This is a genomic window from Sphingomonas epibiotica (assembly GCF_039615155.1).
Taxonomy (GTDB): domain Bacteria; phylum Pseudomonadota; class Alphaproteobacteria; order Sphingomonadales; family Sphingomonadaceae; genus Sphingomonas.
The window spans coordinates 99103-119598 of record NZ_JBDGHY010000008.1 but is presented as its reverse complement, the minus strand read 5'-3'; the positions used below and the strand labels follow the sequence as shown (position 1 = coordinate 119598).

The 20496-nt window shown below is 67.1% G+C and carries 33 protein-coding genes; 23 read left to right on the top strand and 10 right to left on the bottom strand.

Annotated features, from left to right (window positions below):
* Positions 1–4: 4 nt before the first annotated feature.
* The 10 genes from AAIO73_RS16330 to AAIO73_RS16285 form a co-directional block, all read right to left on the bottom strand.
* Positions 5–193 carry a hypothetical protein gene (locus AAIO73_RS16330; RefSeq protein WP_345879363.1) on the bottom strand — a complete coding sequence of 63 codons (189 nt, stop codon included), beginning with the start codon at positions 191–193 and terminating at the stop codon, positions 5–7.
* Positions 190–387 carry a TraR/DksA C4-type zinc finger protein gene (locus AAIO73_RS16325; RefSeq protein WP_345879360.1) on the bottom strand — a complete coding sequence of 66 codons (198 nt, stop codon included), beginning with the start codon at positions 385–387 and terminating at the stop codon, positions 190–192. The genes AAIO73_RS16330 and AAIO73_RS16325 overlap by 4 nt, the downstream gene beginning before the upstream one ends.
* Positions 380–655 (bottom strand): acyl carrier protein, encoded by a 276-nt coding sequence (locus AAIO73_RS16320; protein ID WP_345879358.1) that lies wholly within the window; start codon positions 653–655, stop codon positions 380–382. Before AAIO73_RS16320 ends, AAIO73_RS16325 begins: the two co-directional genes overlap by 8 nt.
* A complete protein-coding gene (locus tag AAIO73_RS16315) occupies positions 648–1022 on the bottom strand; it encodes a hypothetical protein (RefSeq protein ID WP_345879356.1) in 375 nt (124 codons plus the stop codon). The genes AAIO73_RS16320 and AAIO73_RS16315 overlap by 8 nt, the downstream gene beginning before the upstream one ends.
* A gap of 44 nt (positions 1023–1066) precedes the next feature.
* Positions 1067–1450, bottom strand: coding sequence for a hypothetical protein (locus tag AAIO73_RS16310; RefSeq protein ID WP_345879355.1), 384 nt, complete (start codon positions 1448–1450; stop codon positions 1067–1069).
* Positions 1450–1647: a hypothetical protein gene (locus tag AAIO73_RS16305; RefSeq protein ID WP_345879354.1), complete on the bottom strand. Its 198-nt coding sequence runs from the start codon at positions 1645–1647 to the stop codon at positions 1450–1452. The genes AAIO73_RS16310 and AAIO73_RS16305 overlap by 1 nt, the downstream gene beginning before the upstream one ends.
* Entirely contained in the window at positions 1644–2120 is a 477-nt protein-coding gene (locus tag AAIO73_RS16300; protein WP_345879352.1) for a hypothetical protein, read from the bottom strand. Before AAIO73_RS16300 ends, AAIO73_RS16305 begins: the two co-directional genes overlap by 4 nt.
* The gene (locus AAIO73_RS16295) at positions 2117–2245 is read right to left on the bottom strand and encodes a hypothetical protein (protein WP_345879350.1); all 129 of its coding nucleotides are present in this window, start codon (positions 2243–2245) and stop codon (positions 2117–2119) included. Before AAIO73_RS16295 ends, AAIO73_RS16300 begins: the two co-directional genes overlap by 4 nt.
* On the bottom strand, positions 2242–2685 hold the full coding sequence (locus AAIO73_RS16290; protein ID WP_345879348.1) for a hypothetical protein: 444 nt from the start codon (positions 2683–2685) through the stop codon (positions 2242–2244). The genes AAIO73_RS16295 and AAIO73_RS16290 overlap by 4 nt, the downstream gene beginning before the upstream one ends.
* Before the next feature lie 382 nt (positions 2686–3067).
* On the bottom strand, positions 3068–3637 hold the full coding sequence (locus AAIO73_RS16285) for a LexA family protein (RefSeq protein ID WP_345879346.1): 570 nt from the start codon (positions 3635–3637) through the stop codon (positions 3068–3070).
* A gap of 93 nt (positions 3638–3730) precedes the next feature.
* On the opposite strand from AAIO73_RS16285, the gene AAIO73_RS16280 reads away from it, so the two are divergent.
* From AAIO73_RS16280 to AAIO73_RS16170, 23 genes are all read left to right on the top strand, one after another.
* Entirely contained in the window at positions 3731–4030 is a 300-nt protein-coding gene (locus AAIO73_RS16280; RefSeq protein ID WP_345879345.1) for a hypothetical protein, read from the top strand.
* Positions 4031–4139: 109 nt separating this feature from the next.
* The gene (locus AAIO73_RS16275; protein WP_345879344.1) at positions 4140–4433 is read left to right on the top strand and encodes a hypothetical protein; all 294 of its coding nucleotides are present in this window, start codon (positions 4140–4142) and stop codon (positions 4431–4433) included.
* Entirely contained in the window at positions 4426–4935 is a 510-nt protein-coding gene (locus tag AAIO73_RS16270) for a phage regulatory CII family protein (RefSeq protein WP_345879342.1), read from the top strand. The genes AAIO73_RS16275 and AAIO73_RS16270 overlap by 8 nt, the downstream gene beginning before the upstream one ends.
* A 137-nt stretch (positions 4936–5072) precedes the next feature.
* Positions 5073–5387, top strand: coding sequence for a hypothetical protein (locus AAIO73_RS16265; protein WP_345879340.1), 315 nt, complete (start codon positions 5073–5075; stop codon positions 5385–5387).
* The gene (locus tag AAIO73_RS16260) at positions 5384–5674 is read left to right on the top strand and encodes a hypothetical protein (protein WP_345879339.1); all 291 of its coding nucleotides are present in this window, start codon (positions 5384–5386) and stop codon (positions 5672–5674) included. Before AAIO73_RS16265 ends, AAIO73_RS16260 begins: the two co-directional genes overlap by 4 nt.
* Complete coding sequence (locus AAIO73_RS16255; protein WP_345879337.1) at positions 5671–7767, top strand: ParB/RepB/Spo0J family partition protein; 2097 nt, start codon at positions 5671–5673, stop codon at positions 7765–7767. Before AAIO73_RS16260 ends, AAIO73_RS16255 begins: the two co-directional genes overlap by 4 nt.
* Positions 7768–7984: 217 nt before the next feature.
* Positions 7985–8455, top strand: coding sequence for a hypothetical protein (locus AAIO73_RS16250; protein WP_345879335.1), 471 nt, complete (start codon positions 7985–7987; stop codon positions 8453–8455).
* Positions 8455–8697 (top strand): hypothetical protein, encoded by a 243-nt coding sequence (locus tag AAIO73_RS16245; RefSeq protein WP_345879334.1) that lies wholly within the window; start codon positions 8455–8457, stop codon positions 8695–8697. Before AAIO73_RS16250 ends, AAIO73_RS16245 begins: the two co-directional genes overlap by 1 nt.
* Complete coding sequence (locus AAIO73_RS16240) at positions 8694–9548, top strand: helix-turn-helix domain-containing protein (RefSeq protein ID WP_345879332.1); 855 nt, start codon at positions 8694–8696, stop codon at positions 9546–9548. The genes AAIO73_RS16245 and AAIO73_RS16240 overlap by 4 nt, the downstream gene beginning before the upstream one ends.
* Positions 9548–9943 (top strand): LexA family protein, encoded by a 396-nt coding sequence (locus AAIO73_RS16235; protein WP_345879330.1) that lies wholly within the window; start codon positions 9548–9550, stop codon positions 9941–9943. Before AAIO73_RS16240 ends, AAIO73_RS16235 begins: the two co-directional genes overlap by 1 nt.
* Before the next feature lie 30 nt (positions 9944–9973).
* The gene (locus AAIO73_RS16230; RefSeq protein ID WP_345879328.1) at positions 9974–10879 is read left to right on the top strand and encodes a hypothetical protein; all 906 of its coding nucleotides are present in this window, start codon (positions 9974–9976) and stop codon (positions 10877–10879) included.
* A gap of 102 nt (positions 10880–10981) precedes the next feature.
* Positions 10982–11149 carry a hypothetical protein gene (locus AAIO73_RS16225; RefSeq protein ID WP_345879326.1) on the top strand — a complete coding sequence of 56 codons (168 nt, stop codon included), beginning with the start codon at positions 10982–10984 and terminating at the stop codon, positions 11147–11149.
* 107 nt (positions 11150–11256) lie between these two features.
* On the top strand, positions 11257–11847 hold the full coding sequence (locus tag AAIO73_RS16220; protein ID WP_345879324.1) for a hypothetical protein: 591 nt from the start codon (positions 11257–11259) through the stop codon (positions 11845–11847).
* A gap of 49 nt (positions 11848–11896) precedes the next feature.
* The gene (locus AAIO73_RS16215; RefSeq protein WP_345879323.1) at positions 11897–13912 is read left to right on the top strand and encodes a phage terminase large subunit family protein; all 2016 of its coding nucleotides are present in this window, start codon (positions 11897–11899) and stop codon (positions 13910–13912) included.
* Between the two features lie 3 nt (positions 13913–13915).
* The gene (locus AAIO73_RS16210) at positions 13916–14110 is read left to right on the top strand and encodes a phage head-tail joining protein (RefSeq protein ID WP_345879321.1); all 195 of its coding nucleotides are present in this window, start codon (positions 13916–13918) and stop codon (positions 14108–14110) included.
* Positions 14110–15642 carry a phage portal protein gene (locus AAIO73_RS16205; protein ID WP_345879319.1) on the top strand — a complete coding sequence of 511 codons (1533 nt, stop codon included), beginning with the start codon at positions 14110–14112 and terminating at the stop codon, positions 15640–15642. The genes AAIO73_RS16210 and AAIO73_RS16205 overlap by 1 nt, the downstream gene beginning before the upstream one ends.
* A gap of 16 nt (positions 15643–15658) precedes the next feature.
* The gene (locus tag AAIO73_RS16200; RefSeq protein WP_345879318.1) at positions 15659–17785 is read left to right on the top strand and encodes a prohead protease/major capsid protein fusion protein; all 2127 of its coding nucleotides are present in this window, start codon (positions 15659–15661) and stop codon (positions 17783–17785) included.
* A gap of 72 nt (positions 17786–17857) precedes the next feature.
* Positions 17858–18199 (top strand): DUF2190 family protein, encoded by a 342-nt coding sequence (locus tag AAIO73_RS16195; RefSeq protein ID WP_345879317.1) that lies wholly within the window; start codon positions 17858–17860, stop codon positions 18197–18199.
* Entirely contained in the window at positions 18199–18822 is a 624-nt protein-coding gene (locus AAIO73_RS16190) for a head-tail joining protein (protein ID WP_345879315.1), read from the top strand. Before AAIO73_RS16195 ends, AAIO73_RS16190 begins: the two co-directional genes overlap by 1 nt.
* Positions 18822–19253 (top strand): HK97 gp10 family phage protein, encoded by a 432-nt coding sequence (locus AAIO73_RS16185; RefSeq protein WP_345879314.1) that lies wholly within the window; start codon positions 18822–18824, stop codon positions 19251–19253. Before AAIO73_RS16190 ends, AAIO73_RS16185 begins: the two co-directional genes overlap by 1 nt.
* Before the next feature lie 2 nt (positions 19254–19255).
* Complete coding sequence (gene gp17, locus AAIO73_RS16180; protein WP_345879312.1) at positions 19256–19645, top strand: tail completion protein gp17; 390 nt, start codon at positions 19256–19258, stop codon at positions 19643–19645.
* 15 nt (positions 19646–19660) lie between these two features.
* Positions 19661–20101, top strand: coding sequence for a phage tail tube protein (locus AAIO73_RS16175; protein WP_345879310.1), 441 nt, complete (start codon positions 19661–19663; stop codon positions 20099–20101).
* A gap of 5 nt (positions 20102–20106) precedes the next feature.
* The gene (locus AAIO73_RS16170; RefSeq protein WP_345879308.1) at positions 20107–20466 is read left to right on the top strand and encodes a hypothetical protein; all 360 of its coding nucleotides are present in this window, start codon (positions 20107–20109) and stop codon (positions 20464–20466) included.
* The last annotated feature ends 30 nt before the right edge of the window (positions 20467–20496 follow it).

Below are 20496 nucleotides of genomic sequence, written 5' to 3'. Positions count from 1 at the left end.
ACCTTCACCACATCGGTTTCGGTCGGCGCGGGATCGGGTGCAGGTCCCGGTTCGGCGTCATCATGGCGCCGTGATCGTCGAACCGGACGCCGGCGAACTTCCTCCCGACCTTCTGGACGTCCCCATGCGCGCCGCGTGGCCCGAGCTCCCCGGTGAACAGCACGCGATCACCGGGTGCGATGCCGCCCTTCATGCGGCGCGCTGCTGGTGCGGGCTACGCCCGTCGCGGCACGGCGCGCACCACCCCCGGATCAGCCGCGGCCGGTCGTAGCCGCATTCCTCGCACTCGCCGGGCTCGCCGGCCGGCACCGGCTGGCGCGCGGCGCTGATGCTGCGCGCCAGGTGCTCCTCCTCAAGCTCGGCCGCGAAGTCCATTTCGTCAGCCATGGGCCGCCTCCTTCGGCTGGGGGCCCGCCTGCGCGGCCTCGACGACATTGACCAGGTCGAGGACCGACCCTTCCTTCAGGTCAGCGATCACGCCGTCGGGCAGGCGCACGCCAAACTCGTCCTCGAGCGCGACAACCAGGCAGACGGCGTCGATCGAATCGGCCTTCAGGTCGGCGGCGATCAGCGCCTGCGGCTTCACGTCGTCGACGTGGATGCCGAGCTCGCGCGCGATCACCGCGGCGAAGCGGCGGGAGACCAGGTCAGCCATGATTGGCGATCCCCTCAAGCGTGCCGTTGCGCAGCTTCTTGTGGACGACCGGTCCCGGCTCACCCCGACGCAAGGCCGCCGCAACAGCCTTCATTTTGACAAGCCGGCCGGTGACGGTCTCGGCGGTTCCCTGGATGATGGTCGCAGCCAGATCGTCGACGTCCGAACCCTGGTGGGCATTCTGGATCACGAAAACGCATGCGCCTGAAAGGGTGGCTGCGGCGATGTCGACGAGCATCATAGCAATCTGATGGCTCGGCAGTACGGCAGCGGCGATATTCGCCCGTGTGTTTACCACCGACTGGATCTGATCGATCGTCGCAGTGGTAAGGTCGCGGCGGGTGCGATCCAATACGTCTTCGGTCATGTGATGGGTTCCCGTGGTAAGGCCGCAACGCGGCCGGGTGGTGATCAGAAGACCCAGCCGTCGGCGTGGACGAGCTTCACCTCGCCCCCGGGTGCGACGACGAAGATCCGTCCGTCCTTGCGACGACGGGCGATCGGGCATTGAAACTGGAAATACGGGCGGCGGTCGTTCCGCCGGCCGACGGGCGTCGGCCAGTAATATTCACGCGAAGAGGCGAGCCGGCGGACAGTGATGATCTCCGCATCGGTCAGGCGCAGATCCTCGATCTCGCGGCGCTGCTGAACCGTCAGGTCCTCACCGTCGACGATCGTACCGTACCACGCGCTCATCCCGTAGAGCGTGTCCGGCTGGCGACCGACAGCGGGATAGGCCGGGATGCCGCGTTCCTTGTAGACGCGCTTCGGTCGAGGTGCCTTTCCCACGAACATCAGCGCCGCCCCCGCTCGTCGAACGGCTGGCGCCGATCGCCGTCGAGGTGGACCCGGCGCCAGCGGTCCGGCTCCGGTGCCGTCCCGGCCGGACCGCTGCGAAGGATCGAGATCACCCGCCCCCAATCGGTGGTGATGAAGACGAACGCGACCAGCCCGGCTGCGATCGACAGGAAGACGATGCCCGCGAGGCTCATCGCGCCGTGCTCCCGCGCTTGGCCCAGCCAGCGACGAAGCCGGCGCAGGCACGGTCGGCCTGCTGCATTCGCACCTCGGCGCGCTGAAGGTTGCCAGTCAGCCGTTCGATCTCGCGCGCCACCTGGGCGACGTCGCCAGCGGCAGCGGTTGCCTCGTCGCACAGGTGGCGAAGGTAATCGCCGTGCGGCGCATGGGCGCCGGCCTTGCGTGTCGCGAGCTCGGCGTTGATCAGCCGGAACATATCGTCGACGGTCAGCAGGAGGCGTTCGGCCCGGGTCGCAATGTCGGCGACGAGGGAATCGATCTCCTCCGCCACCGCCCCGCGATCGCGGGCGTTCGGCAAGCCGTAGAGCAACGCCGATAGTTCGCGGATCCGGACGACGGCCGGGGTGAAGTGGGCGACCGCCGCGCGGACGTCCGCGTCGTCGTCGGCTGGCAACTCGGCGGCGAAGAGAGAGGACTGCGCGTTCACAGCGCGGCCCCGATCGTCCGGTAGAGCCATGCGATCGCGAGCGCGATCAGCAGCACCATGCAATACAGACCGACGGCGGCGATCAGGAACAGCACCGGCATCGGCAGGGAGCGGACCCGGTTCATGCTGCGCCTCGCACGCCATAGGCGCGAGCCGCCGCCTCGGCGTCCTCGCGAGCGCGGATGGCGTCGGCCCACCGGGCGTTGGCAGCGCGGACCTCCATTTTCGCAGCGGCTTCGTGCGCAACCGCCTCCTGCACCCGGTCGAGGTGGACGCGGGCGCTCTCGCGGGTCGGCCGAGCGACGCGCCGGGCACGGGCATTGTCGTCATCGTTGATCAGCAGCAGCAGCGCGCCGCCGGTCATGCCGCCGCCAATGCGCTGCGCACGGATCTCGAGCGACGCCATGTCGTCGTCGATCTGCCGTTGCAGACCGGCGCGCTCCTTCGGGTTGGTGGCGCGGATCAGCCGTTCGGTATGATTGCGAACACGGCGCCCGACGAAGCGGAAATCGGAAATCGCCTGGACGACATCAGGGTCCGGCGACTGGCTGGGCAAGGGTGACACGACGGCTGGCTCCTCGCCACCTTCTTGCGCGGCGCGGGATGCGCCGGATCAGGTGACCCCGCATTGATGCGATAATCGGAACTATGCCGTCAAGCGAAAGATTGCGATTATCGGAACGGGGCTAGCGTACGTTAGGTTTTTGTTCCTATTCCGTTCTCGAGGAAGGAATCGGGAGTTGGGCGTGCCTACCATTCGTCAGTGGCGTGTAACCTCATTTGGGAAGCCAGTTGCGCCATGGCGCACCGACCGCGATCAGGTGATTCGTGATCTTCTGGAGCTTGGGCTTGGAGCGTACGACGAATGGGGCAAGCTGTTCATAAACGTGCCGGGCGACGTCGAACGAAGGGAGATCGAAATTCGCGTAGCTTGCTAAGCGATCGAACTACATTCGGGCTGCGCGCCAAATTACCCGGCCGACGATTGTGAAGGCGCCGCCGAGGCCGAGCACAATTGGCTCATATGCGGGGTTGGTCGAACACGGTACGAGCCGTGCCGGATCATGCTCGAAACGCTTGAACGTCGCTTCGCCGTCATCGTTGAGAACGACGTAGTATCTACCTGGGAACAGCTCCTTATCATCAGGATCGACGACGATCATACTGCCGTCTTCTACCAGCAGATCCATCGAATCGCCGGCGACGCGGATCGCAAAGGCATTGGGCGGGATTGATGGGTCAGGCGCCGGCATTCCGCCTGACGCTTGCTGCACAGCCTCCCTCCAATAGCCTGCCGCAACTTGTCCAATGATTGGGATGCTGCGCAGCTGCGGCGCGGCTGGCGGTTCCTTCGGTGCCAGCCATTCGCGGATTTCGTCCATCTCCTGCGCCGTGAAGCGGCGCTCGCCTTTGAACGCTTTTGTGATCTTGTTCGGTGCCAAGCCTAGTCGGCGCGCCAAATCCGCCTGGCGATAGCCGCGCTCAATCATCCGCCGTCGGATTTCTTCGATGTTCATACGGCTATGAAGGCCGGTATTCCGACTATCGCAATTGAGAGTTTCGGAACATGCCGCTTGCGTTGATGTTCCGATTATCGCAATACCAGCGCTATGAACAACTTCGCATCCAATCTGATCGACGCGCTCGGCGGCACCGTCGTCGTCTCGCGGAAGACACATGCGCCCGTTTCGACGGTCCATAGCTGGCGGGAACGCGGGCTCACTGCCTCGCGGCTGGCGCACCTGAAGTTGGTGGCCGAGAAGGACCGCGTTGCCATCGATTGGGCGACTGGTTCGCGGACCGAAGCTGCAGTTGTTCATTGCCCGACCTGCGAAGCTCGTGCGGAACACCCGAGCGTCCGGTCCTGCACGGCGCCGGACTGCCCCATGCGCGCACGGGAGGCAGCATGACGCTTCACGATCTACACCCCGCTCGGCGTAACGCGCGCCGTTGGCAGATCGCCGGTGCATGCGTTGCTGGCATCGTGCTGACGATCGCCATCCTGTCGACGGGTGTCGTATGACGCTGACCTGGGAAATCGTCGACGCCGCGGCCGCGCGGCTGGGCGCCACGGAAGCGCAGCGCCGGAAGTGGCGGCAGACCGGACGTCAGGTGCCGGACGGCTGGCGCATCCGCATCGCCAAGGATTTGGCCGACCATGGCCAGCCGGTTGCGTTCGAGGCGTTCGACGATCTGCCGCCGCGTCCTGGTCGTCTGTCTGCTCATGACGGAAGCGATACGGGTTCGGCCACCGCGCCCGCACCGGGAAACGCCCGCAACAATTCCCCTCGGCGGGAGCGGGCGCATGGCTGATCGCGCCCTTCCCTCTGACGAGCAGGTCCTCGCGTTGGCGACCAAGCGGGCCGTCCAGGCGGCTGGCGGCTTGGAGGTATGCGAACGCGAGACCGGGATCTCCGATAGCCAGCTGTCGCGCTGCTGCTCGCCCAACCAGCGCGACAGCCTGACGATTCGGGACGCGGCAGTGATCGAGGCGATCGGGTTCGGGAAGGAGGGGCATCCTTTCATCCTGAACGCGCTCGCCCGGATCGTTGGCGGCCATATCGTCGTGCGTCTGCCGGACGTGCACTATGATGACGCAGGACTGGTCGCGTCGACGCTCGAGCTCGCCACCGAGCTGGGCGACGTGTCGCGCGCGATCAGCGAGGCGATGTCGAGCAGCAGCGCCGGCGGCGCCGACGTCACGCCGGCCGAGGCGGTCGCCGTCCTCGAGCACGTCGACGAGCTCGATCGTGCCAGCGCCCGGCTGCGCCAGCGGCTGAAGGCAATTGCCGAGGGGGAAAAACCATCAGTCTGACCGAACCGTAACCGGCCGGCGCCGCCGGCCGCAGGAGGAAGCATGCAGTACCAGACCAGCGCGTCGGCGGTCGCCGGCGCGGACGAATTTGCACGTCCGGCGATCCTGCCGGTGCCGATCAGCCGGAGCCTGCCGCGATGAGCGCGCCGGCCGACCGGCTTCGCGTGGATCTAGAGAAGCACGGCCTCGGCCGCGTCGAGGCCGCGATCATGGATATGGACGATCTCGGTTTCACCTTCGCCGAGATCGCCTCGACGCTGGGCAAGTCGCTGACCAACGTTCGGGACACAGTTTACCGGTACCGGGTCGATCCGTCGCAGGAGCGGCGCGAGCAGGAATCGGCCGCAGTCGGATCGCGCGCGCTGCTGCGCGCGCAGCTGCAGGCCGGCCAGCATTACCTGCCGTCGGCGCTGGCCCAGCAGCTGGGCCGCAAGCTGGGACTGGCGGCATGACCGCGGCCGATGCGGCTGGCGTCGCTGCTACCCTGTCGGGACCGATGCGTCGCGCGCTGGCGGCGGCGCAGGAGGACCTGTTCGCCGATCGCGCCGTCGTCGTCGGCCACGGCATGACAATCAAGGCGCTGCGCCGGCGGCGGATCGTCACGCGGCAACGCCCGGCGCTGCTCACCCTCTTCGGTCGAGCAGTCATCGCCGCCGACCGTAGCGAGGACGGGACTGAATGCCACAGCCCCGCCCCCGGATCGCCCCTGACGTTACCACAAGCCGAGGATCACCCATGAGCCTTACCACCATACCCCTGTCGAAGCTTGTCATTTCGCCGCTGAACGTGCGGCAGACCGACGACACCCACGACACCACCGATCTAGAGGCGTCGATCGCCGCGCACGGGATGCTGTCGCACCTGATCGTTCACAAGGTGACGAAGCCGCGCGGATCCTACGGCGTGCTTGCCGGTGGCCGGCGGCTGCGCGCGCTTCAGCGCCTTCGCGACGCCGGCACCCTGCCAGCCGACCATGCCGTCGACGTGGAGATCCGCGAGGCCGATGCCGCGACGTCGACCGAGATCAGCGTGATCGAGAACACCGCTCGGGTCGCGCTGCCGCCGGTCGAAGAGTTCCAGGCGTTCGCCAAGCTGGCCGACGACGGCGCGGACATCGCTGCGATCGCGCAGCGGTTCGGCACGACGGTGTTGCACGTCCAGCAGCGGATGCGGTTGGGGCAGCTGCACCCAGATATCCTCGACGCGCTGGCGGCCGGGCGGCTGACGCTCGACGCGGCCAAGATCTATGCGTCGACGACCGACCTCGCGCTGCAACGCCGGGTGTTCGACCAGCGGCTGGTCCATGGGTACGAGATCCGCGCCGCGCTGAACCGCGACGCGACGGCGGCCGGCGTCGACCGCAAGTTGAAGCTCGTCGGGATGGACGCCTATGTCGCCGCCGGCGGGCAAGCCGATGAGGATCTGTTCGGTGGCGAAGGGCCGCGGCTTCGCGACCTCGAGCTGCTGACCGAACTGTACGACGGGCGACTGGCGGCCGAGCGCGAGCGCCTGCAGCTGCCCGACAATGTCACGCTACAGTTCGATGCCGGCGGTGTCGGTCTGCCGATCGACGTCGTGACGGAACTGACCGACGAGCAGCATGCGCGGCTCCGCGAGATCGACGCGCGGACCGAGGCAATCGCCGATCGGTTGGACATGATCGCCGACTTGGAAATGGATGGCGTCGCGCCGCGCTGGGTTGCGCTGGCCGGTGAGAATGCCTCCGAGGTCGCGAACCTGGTCGCCGAAGAGAAGCGGCTGGCGGCCGAGGCGATCGAGATCAATTCGATCGGCAATTATCCCGACGGGCCCGTCATCGCAGTTGGCACGGTCGAAGCGGGCCAGATCGATATCGTCGGGCTGTACCGACCGCACGGCTGGCGGCCGGCGCCGATCGGCGGCGTCGCCGCGCCGGCGCCCGGCAAGGCTGCACCAGCTGCACCTGTAACCCCTGCACCCGCCGGCCGGACCGAAGAAGCGAAGCCGAAGCCCGTGATCAACGGGTTCCGGACCGATCGCGCCGCCTATTCCGGTGTGTACCGCCAGCCGGAGGACGTCGCGCGCGAGGACTTCGGGCTGACCAAGGACGCGGTCGAGGTCATGCGGTCGCATCACCGGCAGATCCTGGCATCGGCGCTGCTGAGCGGTCCCACAGCTGAGCGGCTGGCGCATCGCTATCTGATCTTCGTCCTCGCGCGCGGGATGCTGCGCCCGGCCGATCAGGGCGCGGTGTCGCGGGAGGGTTCGGCGGAGCTGGGCGTCGATCGCCTGCCCAGCCATGACTACGATCCGCACGTTGCCCAGGCCGACCTGGTCGACCAGCCGGGGGCGGCGACACGCCGCGAGGCATTGGCGCGGTTGCGGGCACAAGCATGGATGACCGAACCGGACACCGGCGAGGCGTTCCGCCTGTTCGTCAACGCCCCGCATATCGATACCGAACGCGCGGCCGCGCTGGTGGCGACGACGATGCTGGCGCGATCGCTGGGGACTGAAGGGTTCCGCGTCAAGATCCATGATCGGCTGGCCAACCTGCTCGACGTGTCGAGCCACGTTCGCGACCATTTCACGCCGGACAAGGCGTTCTTCGCCCGTCTGCCGAAGAACCAGAAGCTGAAGGCGCTCGACGCGGTCGACCCGGCGATGGCGAAGCGCGTGGCATCGAAGGGTGCCGACGAGCTGAGCGAGATCTGTGCGCAGGCAATGAGCGGGTTGCTGGCCGACCAGCACCGGCTGGGCATCAGCGACGCAGCGCGACAGCGCGGCGCAGGATGGGTGCCGCCCTATCTGTCGTTCGAAGGCCCGCCGATCGCCGATGGGGAGGAGGCATAATGGTCGCGCCTCGCTATGTTCAGCAGCGGCCAGTCCGCATCGATCCCCGCTCCCTGCGCCGGCGTGCGGCCGACGGCTCCTATCCGTTCGTCCAGCACCGGACCTGCGCCGAATGGACGACGGCGGAGGCGGCCGGCCGATGAGCAGGAAGCGACCAACGCGGATCTGCGCAACGGGAGGGTGCGGCGCGAGGATCGGGGCGCGAGGCAAGACCGGCATGTGCCGTCCCTGCGCGATCGCCGCCAATCATGCCGACCCAGCCTATCGGGAGAGGCTGGCAGCCGGGCGGCGTGCGTTCCTCAACAATACCGAGGCGGTGGCGGCGCGACAGGCGAAGATGCTCGAAGGTGCCGCGCGGTATCGGGCAAACATGACCCCAGCGCAGCGCAAGGCGCAGCGGGACCACGGCAAGTGGCTGTATCGCACCCATGCCGCGCCATACCCCCTTTCGCAGGAGCAGAGACAGCGCGGCGCGGACAACTGCGCCGAGGCGAAACTGTCGTGGTGCCCACTCGATCGCCGCGAGGAATACAAGCGGCTGGTCCTGCGTCGGATCCCCGCGGCAGAGGCGCGGCGGATTATAGAAGCGGAGATTCCCGGCACGCGCGAGCATGCGCGTCGCGAGATAGCCAGCAACGAACTGGCAGCGCGCCTCCGACGCGAGCGCGATCAGCAGGACGCCTATTGATGGCCGTCACGCATCCGACGCCGGAATATCGCGCCTGGGCGAACGGCATGCTTGCGCGGCTGGTCCCGCGGGCGGCCGAGCTGCGCGCTGATCCGGCGCGTGGCCATCAAGTCCGGGCGGCCGCGCTCGAATCGATCGTGCAGGATCTCCGCGCGCGGCTGGACGGCACCCCGCCTGCCAGTCGCGCTCCGGCGCCACGAACCCCCGCACCTATCCACATTCAGCCGGATCTATTTTCATGAGCACCGCCGCCCTGACATGGGCCTTCGATCAAGCCGGGCTGTCCGCATCCGAAAAGCTGGTGCTGCTGGTTTATGCCAATTTCGCCAACGATCGCGGCTGCGCGTATCCGTCGAACGCCACCGTTGCCCGCCTGTCGGGCCTGAATGCGAAGACCGCGCGCGCCGCGATCGACCGGCTGAATAACGCGGCGCTGCTGGTCGACACCGGCGATCGCGTCGGGCGGACGCAGCAGGTGAAGGTCTATCGGCTGGGCATGGAAAGCCTACCGGAACCGGACGCCTTACCAGCGCGCGCGCCACGCAAGCCCTCTCCGACTGCCACAGGGGCGCGTGGCGGGCCGTTCGGCGGAAGCATCCCAAAAACGGGAGCCTTTGTGGATGGCGTAAAGACTACCGTTTCACGCCCGAAAGGCTCCCAGAATAGGGATGCAGAACCTTCTAGGAACCATACCCCTGAAAATGCTGACGCATTTTCTGCCCCCGAGGGCGGGAAAAAGCGGGCTGCGCCGATGCGATCGGATTGGAAACCGAAAGCCGCCGACGACCTGCCCGAGCCAGCACGGACGATCGCGCTGCAATGGCCGGCCGGGGCGTATGCGGCACAGGGCGACGGCCACCGGGCGCACATGGTCGGGTCGGGTCGCAAGGCGGTCGATCACGACGAGGTTTGGGCGGCTCGGGTCGTCCAGCTGGGCGCCAGCCCGATCCGCGACGGCAAGATGCTGCGCCTGGCCGAGCCGCGCGTCGACGACGGCGTGCCGGTCGACCTCGCCGATACGATCGCCCGGTACGAGCGGATGGGCATGACGGACCAGGCGGACGCCGCGCGGCGCCGTGCGGCGGGGGGCTGATGACCAAGCTCACACCGTCGCGTTCCATGTCGTCCCGTCGCCAACTCGTCCTCGAAAGCATCCGCCGCCATTTCCGCGCCGTCGGGGCATCGCCCAGCCACCGCGAGATCGCGCAGGAAACCGGCCTGACCCGCCAGCATGTCGGCCGCTGGCTCGACGAGCTGCAGGCCGCCGGCGTCATCACCTATACGCCCGGCCGCGCGCGCTCGATCGTCCTGGTCGACCGTGCGGCCAACTTCTCCGACGCCGAGCTGCATCTTGCCTGTGCAGGGCGCGGGTGGACGGTAACCGAACCCGCGCTGTCGGTGCAGCCGCTCGCCACCGCCTATCCCGTTGATCCTGTTGTGCCGGAATTCGGACTAGCTGCCTTGGACGCTCTGAAGCACGTACCGTGAACATCGCAGTCCCGCGGTGCGGGGAGCGACATGGCACGAGCAGGACGGAAGCGCAAAGCGGGCAAACGGCATCCCAGCGGTCAGCTGGTGCGCACGCCGGCGCGCGATAAGGGCACGCCCGAATTGCAGATGCAGCGGTTGGCGCGGTCGGGATCGGTCCCGGCCGCGTCGAGGGCGCTATGGGTGTCGGAGGGCGCAGCGGCGGCGCTGGCAGGCACCATGCCGAACAAGGCGCAGCGCCGGGCCGGCGTCGTTGCCGTTCCTGGTATCAAGGCGGTCAACGCCGAGGAGACGATCGATCCGATCGGGCGGGCATGGGCTGCGGGGCTCCTCGATGCCGACGAGGCGATTGCGCAGGAACTGCGCGACGCCGGCCGCCGCTTCTCGATGCTGTACTGGCGCAAGCTGCCTGCACCGTCACCGGTCAGCGGGCTATACGCGAAAATGGTGTCCGGACTGGTCGACGAACTGCCTGCCGGCGTCGATCGTGAAGCGACGATCGAAGAGGCCGATGCCCGCGACCGCCGACAGGAGGACGCGTTGAACCGCATCATCGCCGCCCTCGATCGGTTGGGACGCCCTACCCGTCGCGCCGTCGACGAACTGGTCCTCGACCCATTTGCTGATGCTGGACCATCGTGGCTGGACTGGCTGATCCAGGCGCGGGCCAGCGTCATCGGCCGGACGCAGCGTGCGGTGGCGGAGAAGATGATGGTCAGCACTGCGCATGCCCGTTCCGGCGATCCCGTCGACGCTACGCTCGGCATGGCGATGCCCCCACCAGGGCAGGATCGCATGGTCCAGCTGCAGGACTGGCACCTGTTCCTGCCCGAGCGGTACCAACTGCGCTGGTCAGATGCGCAGGCCACGCTCACAAAGGGGCTGGACGGGTTGTGGACCATCCGCAATGGCGGCCGCTTGACGCCTGCTCAATAATCGGGCATCGCTACGGAAATTCATAGTCGCACCGATGTGTGACCGACGCTTTCAAGCCCGCCGCTTACCCGGCGGGCTTTGTCGTTTCAGGGGGTGCGCGCCATGCCGAAGCCCACCGTTGCCAAAGAGCTCGAGCATCTGGCCGGCGACCTTCATGCGATCGCGTTCGACTTCGCCGAGCCGTCGCATTCGATCCAGGAAAGCGACCGTCGCATCGCCGAGGTCGAGCGGATCGTTGCCCGCGCGCGGGCGGCGGTGCGGGGTCGCTGACCCTACCCCCCCCCGGTCGCGGGTCCTCCCCCGGGGCCGGCGCCATGCGGGGTTCCGACGCGCACAGTGCCGCCAGCTACGAGTTGTGAAAGGGGTCCGCACCCCAGATGTCCGCACCCGTAAATCTGGTCAGTGCGCGGGAATTTGCGCGGCTTGACGGCTGCAACGACAAACTGGTCCGTAATGCCATAAAAGCCGGAAAACTGCCGGTTTCTGGCGATGGAAAGATCGATGCCGCACTCGCTGGCACGGGATGGCGGAGGCAAAACCGACGTACCGCGGACGGTGCGGACAAGGGTGCGGACAGCAGCAAAATGTCCGCACCTTCCACGGCCAGTGCGGACCCCGGCGCCGCGGTCGTTCAGATCGACGATTTCATCTCGAAGGTGCTCGCCGGACAGTTCCTTTCGATGACCGATGCCGAACGGGTGAAGGAGAACGGCGCGGCGGCGAAAAACTTGCTCGTCGCAATGAAAGAGGCTGGCGATGTCATCGACATCGAGGTCGCTGAAACGGTCCTTTTCAATCAAGCTCGCCAATTTCGCGACGCCTGGATGAATTGGCCGGCGCGTGTCGGCCCACTGATCGCGGCCGAGTTGGGGGTGCCGCCCGACCCGGTGCTGGAGGCGCTGAACAAGCATGTCCAGCAGCAGCTCAACGACCTTGGAGATCCCGACGCGGCTTTCGAGGACGACTAGCCCTGAGCTTTCGAAGGAGGAACGGCTAGAACGGGCGTGGCGGCGCGGGATGACGCCGCCGCCGCGCATCAGCGTGCCGGCATGGGCGGACCGCTTCCGCAAGCTGGCAGCGGGCGCCGGTTCGACGTCGGGCGATTTCCGGACGTCAACCGTCGAGGCGGCGCGGGGACCCATGCTCGCGGTCACCGAACCCGGCGTCCATGTCCTGACGCTCATGGTCTGCACTCAGCTCATGAAAACGGCGCTGATCGAGAGCGTGGTGGGCTATCACATTCACCTCGATCCATGCCCGATGCTTTTGGTCCAGCCCAAGGACGATGCGGTCGAAGGGTTTTCGAAGGAACGGATCGGGCCGCTGATCAAGGCGACCCCGAAGCTGCGCAAGCTGGTCGGCAACCGGAAGACCAGGTCAGCCGAGGATACGCTGACGTTCAAGAGTTTCCCCGGCGGCTTCCTCGCCATGGTTGGTGCGGGCAGTCCCGATAACCTGGCGCGCCGGCCGGTCCAGGTAACGCTCTACGACGAGGTCGACAAATACGTCGTCACCCGTGAGGGCGACGCGATCGCGTTGGGCGACGAGCGGCAGGCCACCTTTCCGCGCTACCTGTCGATCCGGACCTGCTCGCCAACGATTTCGGGCGAGAGCCGGATCGAGGATAGCTATCTCGATGGCGACCAGCGGCAGGCATCGGTCGACTGCCCGCACTGCGGCCACCGCAATTTCCTCGAGTTCTTCCGCAACGTCGAATGGGATAAGGATTACAGCGAGGCCGGGGTGGTCGTCGCACACCACCCCAAGACCGCCGCGATCCATTGCGAGGCATGCGGGGTGCCTTGGACGCAAGGCCAGCACCTGGCCGCGCTTCAGACGACCCGCTGGCACCAGACGAAGCCCTATCACTGTTGCGGCCAGCACCGCGACCCGATGGTGGATTTCGAGGCCCACTGGAAAGGCGGTACCCGCGATCCGGTCGCTGCGGTGTGGGACTGGTGGGCATCGGACCGGCACGCGGTTTACCGGGCGCGCTGCCCGGACTGCGGCAAGTGGCCGATCGACAACGAGCATGCCAGCTTCACGGCCGGCAAACTGTTCAGCCCGTGGCCGAAGGATGCCCCGCCCAAGCAGGCGGCGAAGTTTCTGGCGGCCGAGAATGATCCGGATCTCCGGGTCGTGTTCGACAACACGCAGCGCGGCCGACCGCACAAGCGGCAGGCGTCGAAGGATCTGCGCGCCGAGGTCCTCGCGGCCCGGGCGGAGAATTGGGCGGCCGAGGTGCCAGACGGTGTCGCGGTCATCACGGTCGGCGGCGATACGCAGGACGATCGCGTCGAGTTGGAGTTCATTGGCTGGGGTCGCGGCGAGGAAAGCTGGTCGATCGCCTATGTCGTGATCGAAGGCGACACGTCGAAGGCCGAGACTTGGGACCGCGTTGACGAGCAGCTGCTGCGCGTATGGCGACGGGCGGATGGTCGACCGTTCACGGTCGACGCCGCCTGCATCGATTCAGGCGGCCACCGGACACAGGAAGTCTACCGTTTCGCCAAAGACCGTCTCGGCCGGAAGGTCTGGGCTGTGAAGGGCGCGTCGGAGCAGGCGGGCAAGCGGGCGCCGGTATGGCCGACCGTCAAACCGTCGACGAAGAAGAAGGCGCAGTACCGGCCGACGATCGTCGGGACCAATGCCGCGAAAGATACGATCCGGTCGCGGCTCGGCCTCGACAAGCCCGGTGCCGGGTACATGCACGTTCACCAGTCGCGGGACATCGGGTGGTACGAGCAGATGCTCGCGCCGAAGCTGATGCTGAAGATCAAGGCCGGCCGCCGCTTCACGACCTGGGAAACGCCCAAGAGCAAGGCCGACGAGGCGTCGGACTGCCGGGTCTACGGGTATGCCGCGCTTCAGGGGCTGATCCACCTTGGCGTGAACCTCGACAACGCCGCCGCGGCGGTACTGGACCGGTACGTCGAACCGACACCGGAGCCGGTCACCGAGCCGGAGCGATGGGCGGAATCGTCGGGTGGCTGGATCGACGGCGGCAGCGGCGGAAGCTGGTTCGGAGGATAATTCATGTTCACTCCCGAAGACATCGTCGCGCTGAAGCGCGCGATCGCCACCGGCGCCACCAGCGTTCGCTATGCCGATGGCAGCGAGGTCCGGTACCGGTCGCTGTCCGATATGCGCGAGACCTTGCGCGTGATGGAGGCGGAAGTCGGAACGCCGGCGGCCGGATCGACGTCGCGCAGCTGGGTGGCGTCGTTCTGATGAACTTCCTCGATCGCACCGTCGGATGGTTCAATCCCCGCGCGGGCTTGCAACGGATCTCCGCCCGCCGCGCGATGGACATGCAGGCGCGGGCCTATGATGGCGCGAAACGCGATCACCGGACCGCCAACTGGATGACGCCGGGCACCAGTGCGAATGGTGAAGTCGCCGGCGGCGAAGAGATCGTCCGCAACCGATCGCGCGACCTTGTGCGCAACAACGGATACGCGCTTCAGATCGTCGAGACCTATGCCGACAGCATCGTCGGTACCGGCATCGTCGGCGCGCCTACGGGCGTGAAGGGCCGTAACGCCAAGACCATTTCCACCGGATGGCGAAACTGGTCGGAGGAATGCGACTTCGACGACGACCAGGATCTGAACGGGCTGGTCTGGTCGTCGGTGAAGGGCATGGGCGAGAGCGGTGCCACGATCATCCGTTTCCGCCGGCAGCAGTTCGATTCGAGCGTGAAGATCGCCCCGCTGAAGCTGCAGGTGATGGAACCCGATTTCATCGACACGATGAAGGACGGTGCGGTCGCCGGCGGCGGATGGATCGACCGGGGCATCGAATACGACGCGCTGGGCCGCAAGGTCGCCTATTGGCTGTTCCCGGCGCATCCAGGCGACGTCGCCAGCTTCCGGATGCGTCGGATGGTCAGCGAGCGCGTGCCCGCGGGTGAGATCGTCTACCTCTACAACAAGCTGCGCCCGGGGCAGGATCGTGGCATGCCGCTGCTCGCGCCGGCGATCATGACGCTGCAGAACCTGCGCGGCTATTTCGAGGCCGAGCTGGTCCGCAAGCGCACCGCCGCGTGCATGGTCGGGTTCATCAAGACCGAAGATCCCGACGTACAGATCGGGCTCGACCCTGATACCAAGCGAATGAAGACCTTTGGTCCGCAGAAGCAGCGGATGGAACCGGGCATGATGACCCGGCTGCTGCCGAACGAAGACGTCACCTTTAATCCGCCGCTCGCCGATGCCGGTATCGACGCCATGGCCGCGCAGTATCTGCGCGAAGCGGCGGCGGCGGCCGGGCTGATGTACGAGCAGGTCACTGGCGACTTTTCCCGGGTCAACTATTCGTCGTTCCGTGCCGGCGGCCATGGGTTCCGCCGGCGCATGGAGCGCATCCAGTGGTTGGTGGTGATCCACAAACTGTGCCGGGTGATCGCGCGCCGGTACCGTGATGCGGCGCTGGCGGCGGGGCTGTTGCCGACGTCGAACTTCGGGTGGCGTTTCACGCCCCCGGGCTTCATTTCGGTCGATCCGTACAAGGATGCGCAGGCCGACCTGCTCAACCTGCGGATGGGCAAGGTCACCTTGTCGCAGCTCGTCGAAGAGCGCGGGTACGATTACGTCGAATTCCTGTCGCAATATGCCGAGGATCTGGCGGCGGCCGAGGCGGCGATCGCGCCCGGGTTCATGTTCGACGGCGATCCGCGCAAGGCGAAGGGCGGCGATCAGTCCGCCACGTCGGGCCAGTCCGACGACAAGCAAAAGACCGACGCGGCCGACGACGCCGCCTGACCTCCCGGAGAAACCGATGAACGACAAACCGACGGCGCCGCCGGCGTCGCCCGATCGCGCGCGTGTGGCGACGATCGGCGCAACTGCGCGACCCGCGTCCGACTTCGCCAAGATGGCAGCGACGACGATGATGGTCGCGCCGTTGACCCGCTCGGCACCGGCGACCGACGAAGCCGAGGAGCGGCGACAGCCGCAGACGGGCGGACGTGGCGAGCGCAGCCTGACCGTCACCCCGGACAGCTATGACGCCGCCGCGCGGACCGTCGAGGTGGTGCTGTCGGCGGGTACCGGCGTCCGCCGCTACTATTTCACCGAAGAGCTGGAGATCTCGGCCGAGGCGATCGATCTGGCGCGCGTCGCCAGCGGCGTCTGCCCGCTGCTCGACACGCATAATCAGTATTCGCTGTCCGGCGTCATTGGTCGCGTCCTGTCGACCCGGATCGATAACGGCCAACTGATCGGCGTCGTCGCCTTTGCCGATTCCGATGCCGGCCGTGCGATCGAGGCGCGCGTCGCCAGTGGCGAGCTGCGCGCGATCTCGATCGGGTACCGCGTGACCGCGTGGCAGCGGACCGCGATCGATGAAAACGACCATGAGACGTGGCGCGCAACCCGTTGGGAGTTGCTCGAGGCCAGTCTCGTCCCCGTTCCCGCTGATCCGAACGCCGTGGTTCGATCCGCCCCGGGCAATCCCCAACCGCACGGCAATCAAGAGGAAGACGATATGCGACGCAACCTAGCGGGCGGCGCGGCTGCGGCCGCCCCGACCACCGCCGCCGCTCCGACCGCCCCGGCCGCGCCTGCCGGTACCGAACAGCGGCAGGATCCCGCCACCCCTGCCGCTCCGGCCGTGCCCGCCCAGGAACAGCGCCAGGCACCGGCGACCGTCGATGCGAACGCCGTCCTGACCGCCGCGCGAAATGCCGGTCTCGACGGGGCTGCGCGCGAAGAACTGCTCGTCCGCCATGCGACCAACGCCTTCACCCACGACGGGCTGATGGCCGATATCGGCCGCCGTTTCGCCGAGCGCGACAGCTCGGCTCCGACCGTAAACCGGGTGCCCGCCGCTGGCGGCGACAATGTGAGCATGGCCCGCGCGATGTCGGACGCGGTGCTGCATCGCCTGTCGCCTGGTTCGCAACTGCCCGAGGCATCGCGGCAGTTCCGCGGCATGGGCCTGCTGCGTATGGCCGAGGATCTGCTCGGATCGAGCGGTATCTCAACGCGCGGTATGACGCCGCATGAGATCGCCGAACGCGCGCTGCATACCACCTCGGACTTCCCGGCGCTGATGGCCAATGCCTTGGGCCGTCGCCTGCGCTCGTCGTACGAAGAGCATCAGCCGACCTACCGCCAGTGGGCACGTCGCGCGCCCAACGCGCCGAACTTCAAGTCGATCGACGTCGTCCAGATGTCGGCGATGCCCGACCTGATGAAGGTCAACGAGGGCGGTGAGTTCCGGTACGGCACCTTCTCGGACGGCAAGGTCAGCTACGGCATCACGACCTACGGCCGGATCGTCAGCCTGTCGCGGCAGCTGATCATCAACGATGACCTGAACGCGCTCGATCGCATTCTGACCGGTTTCGCCGGCTCGGCCGCACGCCTCGAAAACCGCACGGTCTATGCCCAGCTGACCGACAACAAGGCGATGCCCGACGGCGTACCCCTGTTCCACGCGGATCATGGCAACCTCGGCGCTGCCGCTGCGATCTCGGTCACGTCGCTTGGCGCCGGCCGCACCCGCATGCGCAAGCAGAAGGGTATGCAGGGCGAGTTGCTGAACCTCGCGCCCACGCACCTGATCGTGCCGACCGATCAGGAACAACTCGCCTACCAGTTCACCAGCGCGCAGTTCGTGCCGGCGAAGTCGACCGATACGAACGAGTTCCGTTCGGGCGGCCGCACCGCACTTGATCCGATCGTCGAACCGCTCCTCGACGAAACGTCGACGTCGGCGTTCTATTTGGCCGCATCGAACAGCCAGATCGATACCGTCGAATACACCTATCTCGAAGGCGCCGAGGGTGTGCAGCTGTCGAACCGGATGGGCTTCACCGTTGACGGTGTCGACCTGAAGGCGTCGCTCGACTTCGCCGCCGCCGTCATCGACCACCGCGGCCTGGATCGTACCGGCGGCTGATCCGCCGACGTCCCGACCAACCTTTGACGCGGGCGGCCATCGTGCCGCTCGTCGTCGTTTGGGAGACCCCGAATGAAGAATTTCCTGCACGCAGGCCGGACCTGCACGTTCGTTGCCCCCTATGCCGTCGCCTCGGGTGCCGGTTTCGTCGTTGGTTCGCTGTTCGCCGTCGCCAATTGCGACGCCGCGCAGGGCGCCGAGGTGGAGGGTGACGTCGAAGGCGTGTTTGCCTTCCCGAAGGCGACCGGTGCCAACACCGACGCCGCCCCGGGCACGAAGATCTATTTCGACACGGCGCTCAAGACGTTCACCAAGACGTCGGGCGGCAACACGGTGCTCATCGGTGCCACCACGCGCACCGCGTCGACCACCGACACGGTCTACCGCGTCCGCCTGAACGGCGTGACGTTCTAATGGCCGATCCGTTCGCCACCGGGCTGGGGACGCTCTTCGCCGGCCCCCGCGCGGTGGCGGCGGTCTATGTTTCTGCGGACGGCACGACCCGTCCGATCTCGGTCATTCCGCGCCTGCGCATGGAGACCGATGGTACCGTTCGGCCGCGGCCGGTCAGCAACGGCAAGACGTTCGACATCCAGGCGCGCGACGTCGAGGAGCCGATTGTCGGCGACACGCTGATCGTCGGCGACGATGTCTATGTCCTGGCGCTGCCGCCGGAAGGCGACAGCCATGGTCTCAGCTGGATCTGTGACGTCCCGCTGCTCGACCATGACGTGCTGGTCCAGGTCAGCGGTTCGACGAAGGACCGGTATGGGGACGCCCGGCCGGGCTTCACCGACGCCGGCACCTTCAGCGCCGCGCGGATCGATCTCGTCGGCGCGGAAACCGATGATGTTGGTGCCGACCAGCTGGTCGCCTGGCAGACGGTGCGGTTCTTCTTTCCGTGGTCGCCAGCGATCGCCGCGCTGACGCCGCGCGACCGCCTGATCGACGATGGGCAGCAGTTCGACGTCCGCGCGATCGCCGAGCTGGGCAAGCGCGCCGCGATCGAGGTCACCGCGCAGGCGAGGGTCGACTGATGCGCCCGAAGTTCCGGATCGAGGGTCTCGACGAAATGGACGAACGGCTGCGCCGCGTCGGCGACGCGCTGCAGGACCGCGACCAGGTCGTGCCGGTGTTGATGGACGCGCTCGAACCGGTCGCCGACCGCGCGCGCCAGATCGTGCCGGTCCGCTCGGGCAAGCTGCGCGACGACATCACCGTGTCAGACCAGGCCGAGGGGGAAAGCTCGAGCGAACTGGCCGCTTATGTCGGCCCGACGCCCGATGCCTATTACGCCGTCGACGTCGAGATGGGCCGCCCGGCCGAGATCTCGGCATCCGGCCGCCAGTATGACGCGACGCAGGCGCACCCGTTCATGCGTCCCGCCTGGGACGAACAGGAAGGCGACATCGTCCAGGCGGTCGCCGACGGGCTGACCGGCATTCTTCACCGCGCGGCGAAGGGCTGACCATGTCGGTCTCGGCCGCGCTTCGCGATGCCCTGCTCGCCGCCCCGGGTGTCGCGGCGCTGGTCGGCACGCGGGTTTACCGCGACGAGCGGCCGGAAGGCGATCCGCTGCCGGCGATCGTGATCCTGCTGGTCAGTGATCCGCGCCCCATGACCTATTCCGGTGCGCAGTCGCTGCGCCGCGCGCGGTTGCAGCTCGATTGCCTCGGCAACAGCCGCGGCCTGGCCGACGAGATCGGAGAGGCGGCGATCGCGGCCGTCGAGGGGAAGGTGCTTGGCGCCCCCTTCGACAGCGTCCGCATCGCCAATGTCCGCAACGACAGCAGCCGGGGCGACCCGGCGACGACCTTCCGCACCGCCGTCGACGTGATGGCGTGGCACCACTCCTCATAAGCAAGGAAGACGACCATGGCAGGTAACAGTCAGGCGATGACGGGTCTCGGCATCATCATTGCGATGAAAGCCACCGCCGCCGCCGCAACGTACACCGATATCGGCGAGCCGTTCGAAATCGAGCCGCCCGAGCAGATGGACGACGAGATCGAGGTGAGCAATTTCGCCAGCCCCGACGGGTTCAAGGAATATATCGGCGGCATGACCGATCCGGGCGAATGCACCTTCGGCATCAACTACATTCCCGGCGGCGCGACCGAAGACCTGATCTTCGGTGCCAAGGCGACGAAGCGCAGCGTGCCGTTCAAGTTCACTTGGCCGAATGGTGCGGTCTGGTCGTTCAACCTGCTGATCCGCGGCTTCAAGCCGACCGCGCCGCTCAATGACCGCCTGACCGCGCAGATCACCGGCCGCGTCAGCGGCTCGATCGTCCGCGCCGCACCCTCGGCGGGCTGATCGTCATGGCAAACGCGATCAAGGGCGAGGTCCCCTTCACCGCCGCCGGCGGCAGCTTCATGCTGCTGTACGACTTCAACGCGCTCTGCACGATCGAGCAGGATCTCGAGATCGACGTCGCCGACATCGGGTCGAAGCTGTCCAGCGCGTCGATGCTGCGCTCGGTGTTTCGGATCGGCCTCGAGGCGCATCACGGCGCCATGTCCGACATCGAGGCGGGTCGTCTGATCCACGACCTCGGCGTCGAACAGGCCGGTGAGATCATCGGCAAGGCATTCAAGGCCGCGTTCCCCGACGCCGCGAAAGGAGACGGGGAGGGAAACGTGCCAGCGCCGAAGAAGCCTGGGACTGGTCGAAAGCGCTGACGATCTGGGTCGAGCTAGGGCTCGACCCAG